Origin of the sequence: Micromonospora sp. DT68 (assembly GCF_049847245.1) — a bacterium.
GTDB lineage: Bacteria > Actinomycetota > Actinomycetes > Mycobacteriales > Micromonosporaceae > Micromonospora > Micromonospora profundi.
This window is the reverse complement of sequence record NZ_JBNCNZ010000007.1, coordinates 253,095-274,030: the sequence shown is the minus strand read 5'-3', so window position 1 is coordinate 274,030 and position 20,936 is coordinate 253,095. Positions and strand designations below refer to the sequence as shown.

General features: G+C 69.1%; 19 protein-coding genes. 8 read left to right on the top strand and 11 right to left on the bottom strand.

All coding sequences use genetic code 11. The features are described from left to right. The first annotated feature begins 122 nt into the window (after nt 1-122). The 4 genes from ACPXB1_RS15885 to ACPXB1_RS15870 all read left to right on the top strand — a co-directional run bounded on the left by ACPXB1_RS15885 (nt 123) and on the right by ACPXB1_RS15870 (nt 4,917). Nucleotides 123-1,358: a sugar ABC transporter substrate-binding protein gene (locus tag ACPXB1_RS15885; RefSeq protein ID WP_355598373.1), complete on the top strand. Its 1,236-nt coding sequence runs from the start codon at nt 123-125 to the stop codon at nt 1,356-1,358. 153 nt (nt 1,359-1,511) lie between these two features. Beyond that, entirely contained in the window at nt 1,512-2,351 is an 840-nt protein-coding gene (locus tag ACPXB1_RS15880) for a carbohydrate ABC transporter permease (protein ID WP_355598371.1), read from the top strand. Next, entirely contained in the window at nt 2,348-3,172 is an 825-nt protein-coding gene (locus tag ACPXB1_RS15875) for a carbohydrate ABC transporter permease (protein WP_355598369.1), read from the top strand. Before ACPXB1_RS15880 ends, ACPXB1_RS15875 begins: the two co-directional genes overlap by 4 nt. 32 nt (nt 3,173-3,204) lie before the next feature. Beyond that, a complete protein-coding gene (locus ACPXB1_RS15870; protein ID WP_425735466.1) occupies nt 3,205-4,917 on the top strand; it encodes an amylo-alpha-1,6-glucosidase in 1,713 nt (570 codons plus the stop codon). A 27-nt stretch (nt 4,918-4,944) separates the two neighbouring features. On the opposite strand, the gene ACPXB1_RS15865 is transcribed toward ACPXB1_RS15870, so the two are convergent. Further along, nucleotides 4,945-5,967, bottom strand: a complete 1,023-nt coding sequence (locus tag ACPXB1_RS15865; RefSeq protein ID WP_355598365.1) for a LacI family DNA-binding transcriptional regulator — start codon at nt 5,965-5,967, stop codon at nt 4,945-4,947. Between the two features lie 210 nt (nt 5,968-6,177). Between ACPXB1_RS15865 and ACPXB1_RS15860 the strand changes: the two genes are divergently transcribed. Beyond that, nucleotides 6,178-6,618 carry an iron chaperone gene (locus ACPXB1_RS15860; RefSeq protein ID WP_425735465.1) on the top strand — a complete coding sequence of 147 codons (441 nt, stop codon included), beginning with the start codon at nt 6,178-6,180 and terminating at the stop codon, nt 6,616-6,618. A gap of 8 nt (nt 6,619-6,626) precedes the next feature. On the opposite strand, the gene ACPXB1_RS15855 is transcribed toward ACPXB1_RS15860, so the two are convergent. The 7 genes from ACPXB1_RS15855 to argG all read right to left on the bottom strand — a co-directional run bounded on the left by ACPXB1_RS15855 (nt 6,627) and on the right by argG (nt 14,483). After that, a complete protein-coding gene (locus ACPXB1_RS15855) occupies nt 6,627-7,568 on the bottom strand; it encodes a GlxA family transcriptional regulator (RefSeq protein ID WP_425735464.1) in 942 nt (313 codons plus the stop codon). A gap of 17 nt (nt 7,569-7,585) precedes the next feature. Next, nucleotides 7,586-8,029, bottom strand: coding sequence for a DUF6010 family protein (locus ACPXB1_RS15850; RefSeq protein ID WP_355598359.1), 444 nt, complete (start codon nt 8,027-8,029; stop codon nt 7,586-7,588). A 115-nt stretch (nt 8,030-8,144) separates the two neighbouring features. After that, nucleotides 8,145-9,125 (bottom strand): DUF2804 domain-containing protein, encoded by a 981-nt coding sequence (locus ACPXB1_RS15845; RefSeq protein WP_355598357.1) that lies wholly within the window; start codon nt 9,123-9,125, stop codon nt 8,145-8,147. A 113-nt stretch (nt 9,126-9,238) separates the two neighbouring features. Further along, nucleotides 9,239-10,378, bottom strand: coding sequence for an RNA polymerase sigma factor (locus ACPXB1_RS15840; RefSeq protein WP_355598355.1), 1,140 nt, complete (start codon nt 10,376-10,378; stop codon nt 9,239-9,241). Continuing rightward, the gene (locus tag ACPXB1_RS15835) at nt 10,375-10,782 is read right to left on the bottom strand and encodes a YciI family protein (RefSeq protein WP_053657123.1); all 408 of its coding nucleotides are present in this window, start codon (nt 10,780-10,782) and stop codon (nt 10,375-10,377) included. Before ACPXB1_RS15835 ends, ACPXB1_RS15840 begins: the two co-directional genes overlap by 4 nt. A 212-nt stretch (nt 10,783-10,994) precedes the next feature. Continuing rightward, nucleotides 10,995-12,560 (bottom strand): pectate lyase family protein, encoded by a 1,566-nt coding sequence (locus tag ACPXB1_RS15830; protein ID WP_355598353.1) that lies wholly within the window; start codon nt 12,558-12,560, stop codon nt 10,995-10,997. 471 nt (nt 12,561-13,031) lie between these two features. Continuing rightward, the gene (gene argG, locus ACPXB1_RS15825; protein ID WP_355598351.1) at nt 13,032-14,483 is read right to left on the bottom strand and encodes an argininosuccinate synthase; all 1,452 of its coding nucleotides are present in this window, start codon (nt 14,481-14,483) and stop codon (nt 13,032-13,034) included. 153 nt (nt 14,484-14,636) lie between these two features. Here argG and ACPXB1_RS15820 point away from each other — a divergent pair, with 153 nt between their 5' ends. Together ACPXB1_RS15820 and ACPXB1_RS15815 are read left to right on the top strand one after the other, a co-directional pair. Continuing rightward, complete coding sequence (locus ACPXB1_RS15820; RefSeq protein WP_355598349.1) at nt 14,637-15,512, top strand: alpha/beta fold hydrolase; 876 nt, start codon at nt 14,637-14,639, stop codon at nt 15,510-15,512. A gap of 106 nt (nt 15,513-15,618) precedes the next feature. Continuing rightward, entirely contained in the window at nt 15,619-16,335 is a 717-nt protein-coding gene (locus ACPXB1_RS15815) for a hypothetical protein (RefSeq protein ID WP_355598347.1), read from the top strand. 81 nt (nt 16,336-16,416) lie between these two features. Here the strand turns inward: ACPXB1_RS15815 and ACPXB1_RS15810 are convergent, their stop codons facing one another. Continuing rightward, nucleotides 16,417-17,958: a non-reducing end alpha-L-arabinofuranosidase family hydrolase gene (locus ACPXB1_RS15810; RefSeq protein WP_355628795.1), complete on the bottom strand. Its 1,542-nt coding sequence runs from the start codon at nt 17,956-17,958 to the stop codon at nt 16,417-16,419. 836 nt (nt 17,959-18,794) lie between these two features. On the opposite strand from ACPXB1_RS15810, the gene ACPXB1_RS15805 reads away from it, so the two are divergent. Then, complete coding sequence (locus ACPXB1_RS15805; protein WP_355598627.1) at nt 18,795-19,124, top strand: TraR/DksA family transcriptional regulator; 330 nt, start codon at nt 18,795-18,797, stop codon at nt 19,122-19,124. A gap of 120 nt (nt 19,125-19,244) precedes the next feature. Here the strand turns inward: ACPXB1_RS15805 and ACPXB1_RS15800 are convergent, their stop codons facing one another. After that, the gene (locus ACPXB1_RS15800; protein WP_425735463.1) at nt 19,245-19,637 is read right to left on the bottom strand and encodes a YybH family protein; all 393 of its coding nucleotides are present in this window, start codon (nt 19,635-19,637) and stop codon (nt 19,245-19,247) included. Between the two features lie 160 nt (nt 19,638-19,797). Next, nucleotides 19,798-20,742, bottom strand: a complete 945-nt coding sequence (locus ACPXB1_RS15795; RefSeq protein ID WP_425735462.1) for an acyltransferase domain-containing protein — start codon at nt 20,740-20,742, stop codon at nt 19,798-19,800. Between the last annotated feature and the right edge of the window lie 194 nt (nt 20,743-20,936).

Genomic DNA, 20,936 nt, shown 5'->3' with positions numbered 1-20,936 from the left:
AGGGGCCGACTTATCTTCGGCCGAACCACTTGTCGAATCGGTTCGCTTCCCCGCCGAACCGAGACGCCCCCCCGACGGCCGATCCCACCCCACCTGACGATCGACGTGAAGTGAGGCACCAGATGACTCGACCCAGCCACCATTGGCGCCTGGCCGCTGCCGCCGTGACGGCACTCGCCGTCGCCGCCGGCAGCGCCTGTTCGTCCTCCGCCGACGATCCGGACGACGCCGCGTACGTCGTCTGGGATCCGTACCCGCAGTTCGCCGACGACTCGGAGTGGGTAGCACTGCTCGACAAATGCGGCACCTCCGCTGGGGTGACTGTCGAACGGACCGGCTACGACACCACCGACCTGACGAACAAGGCGCTGCTCGCCGCGCAGCAGGGAAACTCGCCGGACGTGCTGATCGTGGACAACCCCGTCATCTCCACACTCGCCGAGGCGGGCGCGCTCACCACCACCGACGACAACAAGCTCGACGTCTCGGCCATGGCACCGAACCTGCTCGGCGCGGGCCAGAGCGAGGGCAAGACGTATGGGGTGCCGATCGGGGCGAACACCCTCGCGCTCTACTACAACAAGGATCTGCTGACTGCCGCCGGCGTGGATCCGGCCACCATCACCGACTGGACGTCACTGACCACGACGCTTACCAAAATCAAGGCCGCGGGAAAGAAGGGCATCACCTTCTCCGCCATCGGCACCGAGGAGGGCAGCTTCCAGTTCCTGCCGTGGTTCTGGGGCGCCGGAGCCCAGTTGACAAGCCTGGACTCGCCGCAGGCGGCCTCCGCGCTGACGCTCTGGACGGACTGGCTCAAGCAGGGGTACGCCCCCAACTCCGTCATCAACAACACCCAGACCACGAGCTGGCAGGAGTTCGCCACCGGCGACTACGCGTTCGCCGAGAACGGGACCTGGCAGTTGGCGAACGCCGAGAAGCTCGGGTTCCCGTACGGCACCATCGCCATTCCGGCAAGCGCCGGTGGTCCGGCGCCGGCGCCCACCGGCGGTGAGTTCGTCTCCATCCCCGTGCAGAAGAACACCAAGCGGTACGCGACGTCGCAGAAGCTTGTCACCTGCCTGACAAGTGCCGACAACCTGCTCACCACCGACACCACGCTCTCCTACGTAGCGCCCGTCACGGCCGTGCAGGATCGGCAGGCGGCGGCGGACCCGAAGCTCACGGTCTGGGTGCAGGCGGTCCGGGCGGCGAAGGGTCGCACCGGGGACAACCTCGGCACGAAGTATCCGAAGATCTCCGAGGCCCTGTGGACGGCGGTGCAGGCTGCCCTGAGCGGTCAGAGATCGCCTCGTGAAGCGCTGAGCGCCGCGCAGGCCGCGGCGGCGACCAGGTAAGCGCGCCGAACCGACACCATGCCCCCGACGACACAGACCTCCACCAGCGCACGGGAACCGGGCGCACCGGCCACGGACACCTCACCCGGGCCTGCCCCGTCCCGTGTCCGACGCCCGCCCAGCCGATGGCCGGCCTGGGGCTTCCTGGCGCCCGTGACCGTCTACCTGACCGCCTTCTACGCCTATCCCCTCTACCGCAATGTCGAGTTGAGCCTGCGCGAGTACACCGTCCGCTCGTTCGTGCAGGGCGGCGCGCCCTTCGCCGGGCTCGACAACTACCGCACGGTCCTGACCGACAGCGCCTTCGGGTCGACGCTGGCGCACACAGTGGTCTTCACCGGCGCGTCGCTGTTCTTCCAGTTCACAATCGGCATGGCTCTGGCGCTCTTCTTCCACAACCACTTCCCCCTGTCACGCACACTGCGGGCGGTGATCCTCATTCCGTGGCTGGTGCCGCTGATCGTCTCGGCGTCGACCTGGTCGTGGCTGCTCAACAGCGACTCCGGGTTGGTGAACGCGGCGCTCGGCGTCCTCGGGATCGACAGGGTCAACTGGCTCACCACGCCGGGCTGGTCACTCACCTCGGTGATCATCGCGAACGTCTGGATCGGCATCCCGTTCAATCTCGTGGTGTTGCACAGCGGCCTCCAGGCGATCCCGACCGAGGTGTACGAGGCGTCGGCGCTGGATGGCGCGACGGGCTGGCAACGGTTCTGGTCGATCACCCTTCCGCTGCTGCGTCCCGTCTCGGCGATCACCCTGCTGCTGGGGCTCGTCTACACGCTGAAGGTCTTCGACATCATCTGGATCATGACCAGGGGTGGCCCCACCGACTCCTCCGCCACGCTCTCCACCTGGTCGTACCGGCTCGGTTTCGGCAATCTGCTGCCGGATTTCGGGCCCGGCGCGGCCGTCGGCAACCTGCTCATCGTGATGGCCCTGGTGGCCGGGCTCGGCTACATCCGTTTCCAGCGCAGGCAGGCCCTACGATGACCACCTCCCCGTCCCGCGCCTGGTGGAAGACCGGCGTCGGACTGTTGTTGACCGGGCTGATGCTCTTTCCGGTCTACTGGATGATCAACGTGTCGTTCACCCGGGACCAGAACATGCGGGCCACGCCCCCGCACCTGATTCCGACCGACGGCACCCTTGACGGCTACCGCGCGGTGCTCGACCAGCAACTCCCGTACCTCGGCACCAGCTTCCTTGTCGGTCTCGGCACTGTGGCGCTGACCCTGGCGCTGGCCGCCCCGGCCGGATACGCGCTGGCCAAGCTCCGCCCGCCCGGCGGGCCGGCGCTGAGCTTCGTGTTGCTGATCGCGCAGATGATCCCGGGAATCATCATGGCCATGGGCTTCTACGCCGTCTATCTCCACCTCGGCGTGCTCAACACGCTGCCCGGTCTGATCCTTGCCGACTCCACACTGGCCGTACCGTTCGGGGTGTTGATCTTCACGGCCTTCATGTCCGGGATCCCCGACGAGTTGCTCCAGGCCGCCGTGGTCGACGGCGCCGGCCGGCTGAGAACCTTCTGGTCGGTAGTACTGCCGGTCAGCCGCAACTCGATCGTCACTGTGTCGCTCTTCGCGTTCCTGTGGTCCTGGTCGGACTTCATCTTCGCCTCGACCCTCGCCGGTGGCGGCGACCACCAGCCGATCACCCTCGGCATCTACCACTACATCGGCAACAACAACCAGCAGTGGAACGCCATCATGGCCACCGCCGTCGTCGCCTCCCTCCCGGCCGCCGTGCTGCTGGTCCTCGCCCAGCGGTACGTCTCCACGGGCGTGACTGCCGGCGCGGTCAAGGACTGACCATCCACAGCGCAGAAAGGCAACCGCTACCCATGACCGTCGCCTCCCCCGGTCCGGAGTTTCCCATCCAGGACATCCCCTTCAGCTACCGCGGATCCTGGTTCAACCTCTCGCCTGTGGTAGCCGAGAAGACGTACGCCGACGATGTGCACCTGGTCTCGCACCAGACCGGGCTGCATCCGGTGCTGCGCCTCACCCCGACGGTCGCCGGCACCACGGTCGTCGCCACGCCCGCGTTGCTGACCTGGCGCAGCGGCGCCGACCGGATCGAGGCCGTCTACGACGGGCCGGCCGCCCTACGGATCCGGGGCCGACGGCTCGGCCTGCGGATAGCCGCGGCGGCGGACACCCTCACCCCGTTCAGCGGCACCTACCTGTACCTCGACCCGACCGACGGGTCACACGTGTTCACCTCGTACGAGACCGGCCGCCGCTACCGGATCACAGTGCTCTCCGGCGCGCTCCGGCTGACCGCCGGCGTGGAGGCGCTCGGCACCGCCGACCGGTTCCTGGACCTCGGTGGCGAGCAACAGTGGGAGATCGCCATCGAGGAGTACGCCACCGCACGCCGGCCGTACACCCCGTCGGCCACCTTCGACGAGTTGTGCCGTCGCCGCAGCAGCGAGTTCGCCGCGTTCGTCGACGCGGTCGCTCCGTGGCGCGGCGCGGACACGCCCGCAGCCGAGCTTGCCGCGTACGTCCTCTGGTCGGCCACCGTCTCCCCCGCGGGCTTCCTCGCCCGACCGGCCGTCCTGATGTCCAAGCACTGGATGGACAAGGTGTGGAGCTGGGACCACTGCTTCAACGCGATCGCCCTGGCCGCCGGCGAGCCGGAGCTGGCCTGGCACCAGTTCCACCTGCCCTTCGACCACCAGGACGCGGCCGGTGCCCTGCCGGACTCGGTCGCCCACTCCGAGGTCCTGCACAACTACGTCAAACCTCCCATCCACGGCTGGGCCCTACGACAACTGCGCCGACGTCTCCCCCAACCCCCGGACCGGGTGGCGCTCGCCGAGACATACGACCGGCTGGCCCGTTGGAGCCGTTTCTGGCTCGACGCGCGCCGCGCCCCCAGCCACGACCTCCCCCACTACCAGCACGGCAACGACAGCGGCTGGGACAACGCCAGCACCTTCGACCACGATCGGGTCCTGCAAACCGCCGACCTCGCGGCGTTCCTGGTCTCGCAACTGCGCTGTCTCGCCGACCTCGCCGTCGAGCTTGGCGAACCCGCCGAGCAGTGGTCCCGGGAGGCCGACCGGGTTCGCACGGCGCTGCTGCGTGACCTGTGGGACGGCGAGCGCTTCACCGCCCGCAGCCCACTCACCGGGCAGCGGCGGGTGAGCCGCAGCCTGCTCGACCTGATGCCCATCGCGCTCGGCGCGGACCTACCCGCCCCGGTCAGCGCCGCGCTGGCCCGGGGCGTCGAGGCCCACCTGACGACGCACGGCCTGGCCACCGAGCCGACGGACTCGGCCCACTATGTCGCCGACGGCTACTGGCGTGGGCCGATCTGGGCACCCTCCACTGTGCTCGTCGAGGACGGCCTGCGGCGGGCCGGGCACACCAGGATCGCCGACGATGTCAGCCGACGGTTCCTCGCTCTGTGCGAGAAGTCCGGCTTCGCGGAGAACTTCGACGCCGAGACGGGTGCCGGGCTGCGGGACCGCGCGTACACCTGGACGGCAAGCAGCTATCTCATCCTCGCCGCCGCCCAGGAACAGCGGCGGACGACAGGCGGGTAGGCATCGGGCCGGACGCGGCGGAAAGCGTCACCGGATCGGCTCACGAGTCCTCGGCCCGGTGCTTGAACGCAACGAGATGGGCGGGCTGTACAGGCGGTGCCGGGGCACCGCCCCCGGCTCGGCGATGCTCTCCAACAGCAGCGCCACCGCCTCGGCGCCCATCTCCCGGGTCGGCACGTCCGCGGCGGTAAGCGGTGGGCGGAAGTCCTCCGCCCAATGTTGGGCGGCGACTCCGGTGACGGAGAAGTCGGCCGGCACTGACAGCCCGGCGTTCGTCAGTGCCCGCTGCATTCCGGGCAACGCCGCCTCGTTGATGGTGGCCACCGCCGTCACCTCCGGGTGCGTGGCGAGCAGCTGCTCGACGCACGCCTCACCGGCGGCCGTGTCGTCGCCGCAGCAGACGTCCAAGCCGCTGAGCCCCCGCTCCGCGACCGCCTCCCGGAAGCCGGCCAGCGCCCGGTGGCTGGGGCCGTACCCCGCCGCCACCAGCTCGGCGGAGCGGTTCACCAGCGCGACCTGCCGGTGTCCCAGATCGGCCAGATGGTGTACGCAACGGGCAATCAACCCGGCGTAGTCGACGTCGATCCAGCTCATGCCGCGCGGCTCGGCGGTCCGACCGATCGTGACGAACGGTAGACCCGCCTTCGCCAGCCGGGTCACCCGGTCGTCCTCCAGCCGGATCTCCATCAGGACCACGCCGTCGACCCGGCGACCGGTGACGATCCGCTCGAACGACCGGTCGTGATCACCACCGGACGGGGACAGCAGCACGTCCAGGTCATGGCGGGCGGCCGCCTCGACGACGCTGGCGACGAAGCCCAACTGCATGTCGGTCAACCGCTGACTCGCCGGCGGGATCACCAGCCCGAGGGTGCGAGTGCGCCCCTCCTTCAAGGCGCGGGCGCTGGCGTTCGGCCGGTAGTCCAGCTCGTCGATGACCGCCTGGATCCGCTGCCGAGTCGCCTGCGACACCGCCCGCTTGCCGCTCAGCACGTAGGAGACGGTGCTACGGGACACCCCGGCCCGGCGGGCGATCTCCCCGATGTTCATGTACGCCTCGAATCGACACCTGCCCCGAAGTGGGGACGCAGCATGCTCCGCCGACGCGAGCATATCCGCCCGGATTCCCGTCCCCGGCTCGGCGACAGCTCGGCAGCGCCGCCCTTTCGGTCAGGAATCAAGAAGCACACCGACTGCCGCCGGTCCTAACCTTTTCCCAGGTGGCCGGCGCACGCCGAGCCGTGAACGAGGGAGCCGAGAATGGCCACGACCACCGAATCCGATGGTTTCAGCGCCGCCGAGCGTGCCGCGATGAAGGAGCGCGCCGCCGAGATGCGTGCCGAGGGCAGGAAGGGCGCCAAGAAGGCCGACGGGCTACAGGCCGTCCTCGACCGGATCGCGCAGATGGCACCGGAGGATCGGGTGCTCGCCGAACGCGTACACGTGGCGATCACCACCGCCGCCCCCGAGCTGGCACCGAAGACCTGGTACGGGATGCCCGCGTACACGAACGCCGACGGCAAGATCGTCGTCTTCTTCCAGGACGCCGGCAAGTTCAACTACCGGTACTGCACGGTCGGCTTCCAGGACTCGGCAAACCTCGACGACGGCGACCTGTGGCCCGTGGCGTACGCGCTGACGGCCTGGAGCCCCGCCGTGGAGAAGAAGGTCATCGAGTTGATGCGTGCCGCGATCTCCTGACCCCGGGGTCAGGTGCCGCGGAAGGCTCGGCGGTACGCCTGCGGGCTGGTGCCGGTGACGAGTTTGAAGCGGTCCCGGAAGGCGGTGGTGGAGCCGAATCCGACCCGGGCGGCGACGCGGTCGACCGGATGGGCTGTGGTTTCCAGGAGGCGCTGGGCCTGGTGGACGCGCACGCGGAGCAGCCACTGCAGTGGGGTGCTGCCGGTCTGGTCACGGAAGCGGCGGTTAAGGGTACGGATGCTCATGCCGGCGTGCTGGGCGATGTCGGCGAGGGTCAGTTCGCGACGGGCGTTGTCGCGCAGCCACGCCAGCAGCGGCTCCAGGGTGATCCCGTCGGGGATCGGCGGTTCGTGGACGATGAACTGCGCCTGCCCGCCGGCGCGTTCCAGCGGCATTACCGACAGGCGGGCGGCGTCGGCAGCCACCGTGGCGCCGTAGTCGCTCCGGATCATGTGCAGGCACAGGTCGAGCCCGGCGGCGGCGCCCGCCGAGGTCAGGAACTGGCCGTTGTCGACGTAGAGGACGTTCGGGTCGACCTGGACCCGCGGAAACTGGGCGGCGAGCTGGTCGGTGGCGACCCAGTGGGTGGTGGCACGGAGCCCGTCGAGGAGGCCGGTGGCGGCCAGGGTGAAGGCACCACCGCAGATCGAGGCGATACGGGTGCCCTTCGCGGCGGCGGCCCGCAGCGCGTCGAGAGCGGCGGCCTGGACGGCGGCGCCCGGGTCGGTGACACCGGGCACGATGATCGTGTCGACGTCGCCGAGGATGTCCAGCCCCCACGGCACCGCGATGCTGAACGCGCCGGTGGTCACCGTGGGCGTCGCCGCGCAGATCCGCACCTGGTAGCCGGCCCGGCCATCGGCCAGCCGGGTGCGCTGGAACACCTCCATCGGTGTGGCGAGATCGAACGGGACGACACTGTCGAGGGCGAGCACTGCCACGGTGCGCATCGCTGAAATCTAGCCAGTCAGGCCTCGACGCCGACGGTTGACGCGGGTCTGCCCGCACCGGTCGCCCGGCGGCGGACACGGCCGTACATGTCTCTGATCGACAGGCCCCCGGCGAAGCACCACAGGGCGATGACGGGATCGCAGAGGGCGCAGCCGAACGACGAGTCGTGCAGCGACGGGATGAGCGGGGTGCCGCGGCGGTGGTGCAGGACGTCCCAGGCGGTGTGCAGCAGCCATCCGACGCCGATGAAGGTGTAGGAGCTGAGGCCTGCGTAGCCCACAACGACCAGCACGGCGCAGAAGGCCAGTTCCCACAGGCCGAATCCACCGCCACTGATGTAGGCGGCACCGGCGCCCGTGACGATGAGCGCGTTCAGACGGCGGCGGTGCGGCTCGGGAACAAGGGAGTTGAGGCCGACGTAGACCAGCCCGATGACGACCGGCAGGACATAGCGAAGCATGATCACCTTTTCGGAACTCTGTATCGAAAAGGCAGCCTAGGCAGGGAAAACCGCGGCAGCGAGAGGCGAAGCTGCCACACCTCGACGGGTTCCGGCCAGCGGGGCGGTACCCGGCCTACCAGCGGTTGCGCGCCTCCTCGGCCCAGCCCACGAGCCCGTCGAGGCTCACCTTCGTCCCGTCGTCGGTCCTGGCCCATCCGGAGAAGTGCCCGAAACACTGGTGCGTCTCGTTCGCGACGACTCCCAGGTTGGTGCGGGCCACCTTCTCGTGGAACGGCTGGAACTCCGCCTCGACCCGGTCGCCGCTGATCCGCCACGGGCGAAGCCAGTCCGACCGGTCGTAGGTCCATCGCACCTCGTCGCCGATCTTGTGCAGCCGACCGTCGACGAACAGGCCGTTCTCGGTGACCCCGGTGCCGTCGGTCCACCGACCGCCGAGCTGGATCGCCCGCCCCGGCGCCGCGCCGGCCGCCCAGTTCCACGTGATCGAGTACGGCCACCTGCCGCGACCGTGGTCCAGCACGGCGAACGCGTCCGGCCCTCCGATCTCGTACGTCTGGCCGTGCAGCTCAAGCGTGCCGGAAACGGGGCGGCCGACGTCCTTGACCGTGTACTGGAACCGCGTCGGGCTCCACGGCACGACAACTGCGAGCGACTCGTGCCCGGCGGGCAGCGGCACCAGCACCTCCAGTCGTACACCGGGGGCGTTCGCCGAGATGGCGGTGCCGTCCGGACGCTGGTCGATCTGTATGTCCAGGTCACGGCTGCGCGCCCGAACCTCGCCCGCACCGCTGCGCGGCGGTAGCACCGCGCCGCGCGCCAGTGGCACCACCACATCGGTCTTCGTCTCGACGCCGCTCTCCCGGTCGAGCACGTAGCTGCTGTGCACACCGGCGTAGTCGAGCGACGAGACGACAAGCCCGACGATGTGTCGTGGCGTGACGATGCCCCAGTACTCCCACCGCTTGGTCCGGCCCCAGCCGCGCAGGTTCGCGGTGTGCAGGGGACGCCGGGACCAGCCGACCGCAGCCGGATTGAGCCGCCCGTCCGGTTGACACAGATCGACAGGTGAGGTCAGCTCACGTTCGTGGGTCACGGTGGGAGGATAGCCGCCACACGGCACACCACCAGCCGTGACGAGGGCGCGTCTGGCAAACACGGCTCGCCTGCGACGACCCGGCGAGCAGTCCCCTCGATCCGGCCACGGCGTCAGCGGCGGGCGTTGAGCCTGGCGGCCTGGCGCGTCAGGTGGTCCCGTTCGGCGAGGTTCGGCGCTTTCAGAGCCGCCTCGGCGTACAGCCGCGCCGCCGTCGCCAGGTCGCCGTCGCGTTCGCGCAGGTAGGCGGCGACCGCCGTGTGGCGGGGCAGCGCGTCGTCCAGCGCCGCGAGCGCCGCCAGGCCGGCGCGCGGCCCGTCGGCCTGACCGACGGCCACCGCCCGGTTGAGCCGCACGACAGGGCTGTCGGTAAGCCGCACCAACTCGTCGTACCACTCGACGATCTGCACCCAGTCGGTCTCCTCGGCGGTGGGCGCGTCGGCGTGCAGGGCCGCGATGGCCGCCTGGGCCTGGAACTCGCCCAGCCGGTCGCGGGCGAGGGCCGCCTGGAGGATCCCGATGCCCTCGGCGATCGACGCGGTGTCCCACCGGCTACGGTCCTGCTCGGCGAGCGGCACCAGGCTGCCGTCGGGCGCGGTCCGGGCGGACCGCCGGGCGTGGTGCAGCAGCATCAGGGCGAGCAGTCCCGCCACCTCCGGATGGTCGATGGCTGCCGCGAGCTGCCGGGTGAGCCGGATGGCCTCGGCGGCCAGGTCGACGTCTCCCGAGTAGCCCTCGTTGAAGACCAGATAGAGCACGCGCAACACGGTGGCGACGTCGCCGGGCTGGTCGAACCGCACGCCCGAGACGGTGCGCTTGGCCCGGCTGATCCGCTGCGCCATGGTGGCCTCGGGCACCAGGTAGGCCCGCGCGATCTGGCGGGTGGTCAGCCCGCCGACGGCGCGCAGGGTGAGCGCGACAGCCGACGACGGCGTCAGCGACGGGTGCGCGCACAGGAAGTAGAGCTGAAGCGTGTCGTCCACCGCGCTCGCCGGGCCGGGTGCCGCCTCCTCGTCGACGAGGTCCTCGCGCCGCCGACGTGCGGCGTCGGAGCGTGTCGCGTCGAGGAACCGGCGCCAGGCCACTGTGACCAGCCAGCCCTTTGCATCCTGCGGCGGGTCGGTCGGCCACACCCGGACGGCCTCGACCAGGGCGTCCTGCACGGCGTCCTCGGCCGCCGCGAAGTCAGCTCCGCGGCGGACGAGGACACCGAGCACGCTCGGCAGGAGGCGCCGGAGCAGGACCTCGTTCACTCAGTGATCGTGGGCGGTGCGGTGAGGAACGGGCGCAGCTCAAGCCACTCGTGGATGGGCTTCCCGCCGGCCCCCGGAGCGGCGGACAGCTCCCCGGCCAGCTCTACGGCGCGCTCGTAGCTGTCGACGTCGATCACCATCCAGCCGGCGATGAGGTCCTTGGTCTCGGCGAACGGGCCGTCGGTGACCGGCGGGCGGCCCTCACCGTCGTACCTGACGAACGTGCCCTCAGGGGCGAGCGCCTGCCCGTCGACGTACTCGCCGGTGCCTTCGAGCCGGGCCGCGAAGTCGTTCATGTACTGGATGTGCGCGGAGATCTCCTCCGGGGTCCACTTGTCCATGGGGACGTCGTTTACCGCCGGCGGTGCACCGCGGTAGTGCTTGAGCAGCAGGTACTTGGCCATCGCGTCTCTCCTCGATGCTGATCCGACCCATTGTGGTCGCGCTCATCCCGAGGACGGAACCAGACCCGCGTTCTCGACATCAGCGTCCGAAGAAAGTTGCGCGGCCCCGCCGGGCAGGGCACGTGCAGGAGCGTGATTCCGCTCCGACATCACGATGCCGGAGCGGAATCACGCTCTGAGGGGAGCCGGTGACGGGTTCGGAAACCAGTCGCCTAGCTTGCGTACGTCTCGAACTCGCCGACCCGGGGCGTACCACCGGAGCTGTTGATCTTGAAGTTGATCTTTGTCAGTGAGGTTGCCGCGAAGCTGATGGAGCCCGCCCCACTGCCGGAGGCCAGGACGGCTCCGGTGTCGTTGTTGATGAGCTGCCAGGACCCGATGGAGCCCTGGGTGCCTGACGGTTCGCGGATGACCACACGGGACACCCTGGTTGCGGAGCCCCACTTGATCGAGATAGTGCCGGTCGCCCCGGCCGGCGACCAGTAGGTGCCGAGGTTGCCGTCACGCACGTTGCCGTAGCTGGTCCCGCTTGCCTTGCTGGAGCCGTCCGCGCCGGCACCGAGGCTGAGGTTGGTCCCGCCCGACGGCGGCGGGGTGGTCGGCGGCGGCGTGGTGGGGGCCGGCGTCGTCGGCGGCGGGGTGGTCGGCGCGGGCGTCGTGGGCGACGGGGTCTGCGGCGAGCAACTGCCGTTCGACACCCTCAGGCCCGTGTTGGCACCCACCGTCTGACGGACGATGCCCGGCACGCAGCTCGCGCCGTCGAGGCTGTACGAGTACGGGATGTTGACAGTGGTGTTGGACGTCGGGTTGGGGCCGGCGGGGTAGTTCTCGCTGCCGGCGCTGGACCAGGTCACGTTGTCGAAGACGTTGCCGCTGACCTGCCAGTAGCCCCGCTCGTTCGTGTAGAACGTGCCCAGCACGTCCTTGGAGTTCTGGAAGTAGTTATTCTCCACCTTGGCCTTGGCCCCGGCCCGGGAGTTGATGCCGGACTCGCGCAGGCTCACGTAGTGGTTGTTGTAGATGTGGGCGGTGCCCCCGCGCAGCAGCGGAGTACGGGAGTCGATGTTCTCGTACAGGTTGTGGTGGTACGTGATGAAGCCGTTGGAGAGGTCGCTCTCGCTCGACCCGACCAGGCCACCGCGACCGGAGTTGCGCAGGATGCTGTAGGAGAGCGTGACGTACTGGGTGTTGTCCTTCATGTCGAACAGGCCGTCGTAGCCCTCCGACTCGCCACCGGACGCCTCAAGCGTGACGTGGTCGACCCAGACGTTGCGGACCGTGCTCTCCATGCCGATGGCGTCACCTCCGTTGGAGGTGGGCGAGCCCGACTTCTTGACGTTCCGGACCGTCACGTTCTGGATGATGATGTTGCTGGAGTCGCGGATGTGGATGCCGATCTGGTCGAAGACGGCACTGCCGACCCCGATGATCGTGACGTTGCTGATCTGCTTGAGCTCGATGACGCCGTCCGCGGTGTTGCAGCTCGAACCGGACACCTTGCTGGTGTTGCCGTGGTTGATGGTTCCGCTGACCTCGATGGTGATCGGGGTGCTGCTGCTGGCCCGCCCGCACAGCGCCGCGTGGATCGCGGTACCGGTGGTCGCGCGTACCGTCTGCCCGCCCGCGCCGCCGGTGGTTCCGCCGTTCTGGGTGGCGTAGCCGGTGGCGCTGCCGACAGCCGCCGACGCCTGCGGGGTCGACAGGATCAGCCCTGTCACGATCCCCACGGCCGCTGTGGCCACCACCGCCTGAAGTCGCAGTGCGACTGGTCGTCTCATCTCGCCTCACTTCGTATCGATTTGGTTCTGCCAGTGCGTGCGGCAGCCGTCGCGGCCGCGCTTCTTCGGCACGGGGCACCACCGACCGCCCGGAATCGGCGACGGTCAGTCGCAAAACAGCTCGCCGGAATGCCACAGCCCAGGAAATGGGGAACCGTCGCGCGAACGGCCCTGCGGCTGGCGGCAATTGTCGATGTGTGGCTGCCCGACCCACGAACGAAACATCGATGTAAGGCAATCGTAGGAAAGCGGTTTCCCTGGAGGCAAGAGCTGACGCTTGCAGGTTTGTTGCAGTGTCGGTGCCGGAGTCGGCACACCCGCGGTCCCGGCGGCGCGGCTCACACGCGTGACGCAGGCCGCCCGTACGACGGGTCGCCGCCGACAGCGGCGGCCCGCCACGCGTGCTGCGTGGCGGGCCGCCGGGTGGAGATCGAACGAGGCGTCAGTCGACGCCGAACTCCCTCACTGCGCTCAGTCGACGCCGAACTCCATCGCGGCGCGGTCGAGGGCCGCGTCGTCGGCGGACGAGACGCCCCGGGACGCGATCGCCTCCGCGCCGCCCTCCGGCATCGCGCCGATCAGCCCGGTCGAGGCGGCCTGCGCGGCCCCGACCATCCGCTGCGAGCTTCCGCCGCCGACGATGCCAAGCGTCGCGTACTGCTCAAGCTTCGCCCGCGAGTCGGCGATGTCCAGGTTGCGCATGGTGAGCTGACCGATCCGGTCCGACGGACCGAACGCCGAATCCTCGGTACGCTCCATCGACAGCTTGTCGGGGTGGTAGCTGAACGCCGGCCCGGTGGTGTCCAGGATCGAGTAGTCCTCGCCCCGGCGCAGCCGCAGCGTCACCTCGCCGGTGACCGCCGCGCCGACCCAGCGCTGCAACGACTCGCGCAGCATCAGCGCCTGCGGGTCCAGCCAGCGGCCCTCGTACATCAGCCGGCCGAGGCGACGGCCCTCGCTGTGGTAGTTCGCAAGGGTGTCCTCGTTGTGGATGGCGTTGACCAGTCGCTCGTACGCGGCGTGCAGGAGCGCCATGCCCGGCGCCTCGTAGATGCCTCGGCTCTTGGCCTCGATGATCCGGTTCTCGATCTGGTCCGACATGCCCAGGCCGTGCCGGCCGCCGATGGCGTTGGCCTCCAGCACGAGGTCGACAGCGCTGCCGAACTCCTTGCCGTTGATCGTCACCGGGCGACCCTGGTCGAAGCCGATCGTGACGTCCTCGGTCGGGATCTCCACAGACGGGTCCCAGAACCGGACACCCATGATCGGCTCGACGGTCTCGATGCCGGTGTCGAGGTGCTCGAGGGTCTTCGCCTCGTGCGTGGCGCCCCAGATGTTGGCGTCGGTGGAGTACGCCTTCTCGGTGCTGTCCCGGTACGGCAGGCCGCGCTCGAGCAGCCATTCCGACATCTCCTTGCGCCCACCCAGCTCGGTGACGAAGTCGGTGTCGAGCCACGGCTTGTAGATGCGCAGCTGCGGGTTGGCCAGCAGGCCGTACCGGTAGAACCGTTCGATGTCGTTGCCCTTGAACGTCGAGCCGTCGCCCCAGATCTGGACGTCGTCGGAGATCATCGCCCGCACCAGCAGGGTCCCGGTCACGGCCCGACCCAGCGGGGTGGTGTTGAAGTACGCCCGCCCGCCGGAGCGGATGTGGAAGGCCCCGCAGGTCAGCGCGGCCAGCCCTTCCTCGACCAGGGCGGCACGGCAGTCGACCAGCCGGGCGACCTCGGCGCCGTAGCTGAGTGCGCGACCGGGCACCGAACCGATGTCGGGCTCGTCGTACTGGCCGATGTCTGCGGTGTAGGCGCAGGGGACGGCGCCCTTGTCGCGCATCCACGCGACCGCGACCGAGGTGTCGAGGCCGCCGGAGAAGGCGATGCCGACACGTTCGCCGATGGGCAGGGAGGTGAGAACCTTGGACACGAGGAAGAGTATGCACCATGCCGCATGGTCATGCATAGTGAAGTGGTCGACGCCACGAGGTTTTAACAATGGGGCGACCTCCCGCCGGAAGCGGCGCTCGGGCCACGCGATTCGCGCACCTCGACCCCGCCCCGTCGGCCGTAGTCTCACCGGATGACGGAACCGCAGGCGCACACCCTCGCCATAGCCGGCGTCGACCTGGTCTACGACGTTCGCGGCCCGCTGCCGCCGACCGACGGACGCCCACCACTGCTCATGATCGGCCAGCCGATGACGGCTGAGGGCTTCGACGCCCTCGCCCCACACTTCCCCGACCGCACTGTCGTCACCTACGACCCGCGCGGGCTGGGCCGTAGCATCCGCTCGGACGGCCGGTCCGACCACACACCGCAGCGCCAGGCGGCCGACCTGCACCTGTTGATCGAGGCGCTCGACGCCGGTCCGGTCGACGTGTTCGCCAGCAGCGGCGGCGCGGTGACAGCACTCGAACTGGTCGCCACCCACCCCGGCGACGTCGTCACGCTTGTCGCGCACGAGCCGCCCATCAACGCCGTACTCCCGGACGCCACCGCCGCCGAGCGCGCCCGCGCCGCCTTCTACGACGCGTACCAGAGCAACGGCACCGGGGCAGGCATGGCCGCGTTCATCGCCATGACGTCCTGGCAGGGCGAGTTCACCGACGCCTACTTCGCCCAGCCCACGCCCGACCCGGCGATGTTCGGCCTGTCGACCGACGACGACGGCAACCGGGACGATCCACTGCTGTCCCAGAATTCGTGGGCGATCACCGACTACGTTCCCGACGCGAACGTACTCACCGCCGCGCCGACCCGGATCGTGATCGCGGTCGGCGAGGAATCGGCAGGGACGTACACCGCGCGTACGGCACTGGGCACCGCGGCGCTGCTGGGCCAGGAAGCCGTTGTGTTTCCGAGCCACCACGGTGGTTTCCTCGGCGGTGAGTACGGCTACGCGGGCAAGCCGGAGGAGTTCGCGGCGAGGCTGCGCGACGTCCTCGACGGCCGCTGACCAGCACGCTCCGAGACACCGGCCCAACCGGCACCCCAACACGACAGAAGGGACATCCGACGCACTAGCATGGCCGTCCGGACGGACTCTGCTGAAATGAGGCGACATGCGGTGGCTCCGGCAGTTGCTGGGCGGCGGCGGGCGGATCCAACTCGACGCCGAGCGGCAGCAGACACTGCTACACGACACCCGGCACCGGTACGGCGCCCACGCCCGGATCCGGTTTCCCGAGCAGGTCGAGGCGATCACCGGGATGCTCGACGGTGACGACGGCCTGGTGGTGGCAGCCCAGATCGTGAACCAGGTCGCCGACGAGGCCCACGGCGACCTCCAGGCCCAGGCACACGACATCCACCTGCGGACGGGCCGCCGGCTGGTGGTGAACCGCCGCAACTACCGGCCACTGTGGAAGGAGGCCGGTCCGGCCCTGCGCTGGCCACTGTTCGCGTTGCCGTCCGGCTTCCACCCGTACGCGCAGGTGACCGCCGCCGTCGCGGTGATCGGCAGTCAGGCGCCCCGGCTCGACCGGGTGACCGACCCCAACCCCCTGCTGACCCGCATGTTCGAGGTGCTCGACCTCACCACCGCCGGCTGGGAGTACGGGCGGGTGCGGGTCGACACCCACGCCGCCACCCTTGCCGACCGACTGATCTCCAGCACCGGGCAACTCCTCACCGCAGTGGACGATCCGCCCCGGCTGCCTCCTCCGGTCCGGGAACTGATGCGGCGCAACAACACCGTCGCCGTCCACGACCCCAACGGCCCCCGCCCGGTGGGTGGCATCAACCTGGGCGCGATGCTGCGCGAACGCCTCCTGGTCTGACAAGCGGCAGGTGATCGCGTCCGACACGAAGGGGCGGGCCCGGTGTGGCACCGAGCCCGCCCGTTGTTCGGCTTTGTCCGGTCAGCGTTGCAGGGTCAGCAGGCCCGGACGGTACGGCAGCAGACCATAGTCACCACCGGAGTTGGGCGAGCGGCCCTGGTACAGCAGTTGCAGGTTGCACGGATCCACAGTCATCGTCTGATCGGCGTTGGTCCGCAACAACTCACCATGACTGATGTCGTTGGTCCACGTCGCACCACTGTTGGCCTTACCCGCGAACGGGTTGCTCTCCGTGGCCGCCTGCGGAGTCCACGACCCACCCAGACTGGTGGCCGTGAACGACCGGAAGTAACGACCCTGCGACCCGATCGCCTCCACGATCATCAGATACCGACTCTGACCCTGAAGCTTGTAGACCTGCACCGCCTCGAACAGGTTGTTCGTCGAATCACTCATGATCGTCGTGTAGTTGCTGCCGAAGCTACCCGGGAAGTTCCCGATCGGCATACTCGCCCGATAGATCTTGCCGTTGTCACCGGCGAAGAACAGATACATGTTCTGGTCATCACCGATCACCGCCTGATCGATCGGACCCGTCCCCGAACCGGAGATACTCCCGGTGAACAACGTCTGCGCCGACGACCACCCATTAGCATTCGTCGGATCCGTCGACGTCCGATACGAGAACGCCGTCGGCCCCCACTGATACGCCAACACCCAGATGTTGCGCGGCGCGAAGTAGAACAACGACGGCGCCACCGTTCCCGAATTCATCGCGTTCTGCGACGCCGACGCCATCTCCGAGTAGTTCGTGAACAGGCTGAAGTTCATCGAACCCCAGCTCGATCCGAAATCGTGCGTGGTGGCGTAGACCAGCTGCTTGCCGTTGTACGGCGCGACGGTGAAGTCCTTGAGCGACACCCAGCCGGACCTCGGCTGTGCCAGCGCGCCGGTGGACGACCACCGGTACGTCGACGGCAGGTTGCACGTTCCTCCCGGCGGCGGAGTCGTCGGCGGCGGCGTGGTGGGGTTGCCTCCACCGTCGACGCGGACGAGCTGCCACTGCTGGTTGGCGCCGTTCCAGTCGTCGTACTGGACGATGTTTCCGCCGTCGGCGGTCGAGGCGCCCTGCACCTCCACGACCTTGTTGCTGTTCCGGTTGATCAGCCGGATGTAGCCGCTGTCCGAGTCGGCCAACCGGAACTGCTGGTTGGTGCCGTTGCCGTCGCTCCACTGCACGATGTTGGCGCCGTTAGCGGTGGAGAAGTTGTAGACGTCCAACACCTTGCCGGACAGCCGTGACTTCACCCGGTAGTAGCCACCGCCGGAGTCCACGAACTGCCACTGCTGCTGGTTGCCGTTGTTGCGCGCCCACTGCGTGATCCGCGCGCCGTCATTCGTGGCCAGGTTGTACACGTCCAGGGCCTTGCCGCTGTTGCGGTTGACCAGCACGTACCACGCGTTGGTATCGACCGTCGCCGCTGCGGCGGGTGATGACACCACCGCCACGGCGGCACCGCCTACCAGCATTGCCGCCACGCCGGCGGTGAGCAACCGCGGCAACCATCCGCGCCGTCGCTTCGACGGCGGCGCGATCGATGGAGACCTACCAAAGGCAGACATGATCCTCCTTGACATGACCAAGAGCCGAACGGTCTGCCCGAAGATGGGCCCACCGCGACGCGTGGCCGGAGGCATGCGTCGAGAACATGTGCGGTTACAAGACGTCTGCATGCCTGGCGCACGCCTGAATCCAGATCGACGAAGCAGGCTCGCCCGGAAAGCAACAGGCATCGTCGTCCTTGAGCATCGACTGTGAGCGATAACATGCCGTTCGTCAAGACGTAATGTTCCGGAATCATCAGGCGGTAACAGCCTGTTGCCACGGGCGTGACCACTCCTGGTCGACCACCGTGAGCCTTACCGCCGACAGCCGCAACGGCTCAGAGCTGGGCACTTTGGGGACGGCGGCTGACTGGCGCTAACATCGACGCCAACGCATGACTTGATCAACCGACCCGCGCCGCGGGTCGGCCCGGGGGGCAGACGAATCGGACCCGGAGCCCCAGGCCGGCAGTCAAGGGAACGAACCACCGCAGCCTGGGCGGCTCGCCGCGCGGGTCACGCCGCCGAGCCGGCCATCCGGCGAAGGGCGTTGGCTTTAGGCCAGACATCAACCTATGGTGGATGCATGCCACCGGTCACGTTCTGCTCGCCTACCGTCACTCACGTGACGGTGCTCGGCGCTGCCCTCGTGACGGCGGCGACGCACCGCATGGCGGGGATGCGCGTGCCTGTGGTCCGCGCACCGCACTTCGCGCCTACACAGGGGCTGTCGAGCCCGGCGCGAAGCGGTCGAAGCCCTCCCGCGGAATCGTTGCATCCCAAAACGACCGCCAGGGCGAAGCTATCCAGCTTCGGCCCTTTTTCTTTACCCGGATCTTGTTGAAAGGCAGACCATGAGCATCGACCATCGTCCTGTCGACCGCAGTTGGCTGGCTGATCTGCGCGCGTCCCTGGCCGACGACTTCGCCACACAGACGGCGCGGCTGCGGGAACTGACCGAACTCAGCGCGGACACCGGCGACCCCAGCGAGGCCCACCACCAGGCCGCGCTGCTGTCGGCCACCCGCCGCAACATCGAGCAGATCACCGGCGCGCTGGGCCGCATCTCCGACGGCACCTACGGCGCCTGCCAGAAGTGTGGCAAGTCCATTCCGGCGGAACGGCTCGAGGTTCTCCCGCACGCCCGCTTCTGCGTGCCGTGCCAGGAGAAGCACAACAGGTGACACCCGAGGTGGCTGCCGTGCCGCCCTACAGCACGGCAGCCACACCACCGGCGCGAGGTCGTTGATCGGACGCGGTAGTGGGCCCCTGCCGGTCAGGTGACCGTGGCGCGGAGGCTCGGTTCACGGCCCGTCCGGCGAGTTGGCCGGCTGCTGTCCCGGCCAGAAGGGCCACTCCTCGAACGACCGGCAGCGTCCGTCGTCGGCGAACCGCATGACCCACAGGTCGCGGTACTCCTGGTGGACCGGGTCGCCGTAGCGGACCTCCTGGCGCGACACCGCCGTGTCGCCGTCGACCGCGACGATCTCCGTGGTCATCTGGAATATCTCGTCGGGGCCCTCGCGCTGCTTTTCCCACATCCGGGCGATGGCCGGCAGACCGACGACGGGCGTCCAGTACGGGCCCTGCTGGTAGCTCGCGTCCTCGGTGAAGAGAGCGGCAAGCGCGTCCGTGCCCGGCGTCCGCCACGCCCGCTCGTAGCCGGCGATCCAATCGGCGACGTCCTTCCTGTTCATGGACATCACCCTGCCATCCGCCGGGCGGTGCAGCCGGCCAAACGACGTCCCTGTGGCGTTGAACGTCGCTGCTGGCCGGCGGTCGCGATGCCTCCGCGCCAGCGATGCCCACGACTCGGGACGCCGTCGAAGTCAACGAAGCCGGGCCGAACAGGTGCGCCTAGATCGGGAAGCGGCCGCGGCGCCAGCGCCAGTGCCGTCCGGCCAGGAGATGGTCGACGGCGGCTCGCTGGAGCACGGTACGGCGTGGCAGTTGGTCGAGCGGCGTGGTCAGGGTCCGGAACACGAACCGCAGCACCTCGACGTCGGCGTCCAGTCCTTCCGGCTCCTCGTAGGGCTCCAACTCGAACCGCCGCTGGAACCGGACGATGTTGGAGTCCTCCGGCAGGTATTCCCGCAGTTGCGGATCGAGGAGCCACGAGCCGCAGGTGAACTCCGTGTAGCGCTCGTCGGGGAAGTGGCGCGGAAAGAACGTCCGGGCCTCGTCGAGCGACGCGTCGATCGCCTGCGGGGTCAGCGGCCCCGCCTCGGGGATGTGCAGGTCGATGCCGGTGCCGCCGCGATGGTGTTGCAGCCGGCCCAGCTCGTAGACGGCACCGCGCGCGTGCAGCGTCAGCCAGCTCTGCATCACCGGCCAGCCCTCGCCGCGCATCCGTCGGTCGACGGCGAGGTTGCGGCCGAGGTCGGCGAGGGACGTCCAGGAGACGGCGTCGGCGACGCCGTGGCCTCGGTGGTATCCCCGGGCGACGTCGACCAGGGCCAGGTACGCGTACACGTAGAGGTGCCGCCAGGCGGGGCCTCGGTCGCGGGGCAGCTCCGGACCGGGCGACAGCCAGGTGTGGCCGCCGAGGTCGGCGCGGACCAGGGCGGTCGAGCGGTCGAGGAGCCAGCGCAGCTCAGGAGTCCACAGTGGGGAGCCCGGATCGGGCCAGCCGGCCATGATCTCGGCTGCGTCGTCCGGCGGTACGGCCAGTCGGTCGAGGAGCGCGGGCGCGTCGCCCTTGGGTGGCAGCGGAGCCGAGGGGTGGTCCCCGGCGAGGCGGTGTACGCGTTCGACGTCCGCCACGGGCACCTCGAGCCGGGCGGCCGTCTCGTCCAGATCCACGCGGACGACCCTACCGGCTGGCGGGCCGACTCTCCGGCCGCCGTTTCCCACTCCCGTCGACACACAGAATGAGCACCAGACGAACCCAATGTTCGGAAGATGTCAAAAAGCGACTAGCCATCCCGATGAAGTTCGCTAGATGGTTCGGCCGTTGCGTTGCATGAACATGTCGCGTACGTTTCACGGCATCGCCC

What these genes read in the sequence shown, in the direction of transcription:
- ACPXB1_RS15885 (WP_355598373.1), top strand. Translation starts at nt 123, where the DNA reads ATGACTCGACCCAGCCACCATTGGCGCCTGGCCGCTGCCGCCGTGACG.
- ACPXB1_RS15875 (WP_355598369.1), top strand. Translation starts at nt 2,348, where the DNA reads ATGACCACCTCCCCGTCCCGCGCCTGGTGGAAGACCGGCGTCGGACTG.
- ACPXB1_RS15870 (WP_425735466.1), top strand. Translation starts at nt 3,205, where the DNA reads ATGACCGTCGCCTCCCCCGGTCCGGAGTTTCCCATCCAGGACATCCCC.
- ACPXB1_RS15865 (WP_355598365.1), bottom strand. Translation starts at nt 5,967, where the DNA reads ATGAACATCGGGGAGATCGCCCGCCGGGCCGGGGTGTCCCGTAGCACC.
- ACPXB1_RS15860 (WP_425735465.1), top strand. Translation starts at nt 6,178, where the DNA reads ATGGCCACGACCACCGAATCCGATGGTTTCAGCGCCGCCGAGCGTGCC.
- ACPXB1_RS15855 (WP_425735464.1), bottom strand. Translation starts at nt 7,568, where the DNA reads ATGCGCACCGTGGCAGTGCTCGCCCTCGACAGTGTCGTCCCGTTCGAT.
- ACPXB1_RS15850 (WP_355598359.1), bottom strand. Translation starts at nt 8,029, where the DNA reads ATGCTTCGCTATGTCCTGCCGGTCGTCATCGGGCTGGTCTACGTCGGC.
- ACPXB1_RS15835 (WP_053657123.1), bottom strand. Translation starts at nt 10,782, where the DNA reads ATGGCCAAGTACCTGCTGCTCAAGCACTACCGCGGTGCACCGCCGGCG.
- ACPXB1_RS15830 (WP_355598353.1), bottom strand. Translation starts at nt 12,560, where the DNA reads ATGAGACGACCAGTCGCACTGCGACTTCAGGCGGTGGTGGCCACAGCG.
- ACPXB1_RS15820 (WP_355598349.1), top strand. Translation starts at nt 14,637, where the DNA reads ATGACGGAACCGCAGGCGCACACCCTCGCCATAGCCGGCGTCGACCTG.
- ACPXB1_RS15815 (WP_355598347.1), top strand. Translation starts at nt 15,619, where the DNA reads ATGCGGTGGCTCCGGCAGTTGCTGGGCGGCGGCGGGCGGATCCAACTC.
- ACPXB1_RS15810 (WP_355628795.1), bottom strand. Translation starts at nt 17,958, where the DNA reads ATGTCTGCCTTTGGTAGGTCTCCATCGATCGCGCCGCCGTCGAAGCGA.
- ACPXB1_RS15805 (WP_355598627.1), top strand. Translation starts at nt 18,795, where the DNA reads ATGAGCATCGACCATCGTCCTGTCGACCGCAGTTGGCTGGCTGATCTG.
- ACPXB1_RS15800 (WP_425735463.1), bottom strand. Translation starts at nt 19,637, where the DNA reads ATGAACAGGAAGGACGTCGCCGATTGGATCGCCGGCTACGAGCGGGCG.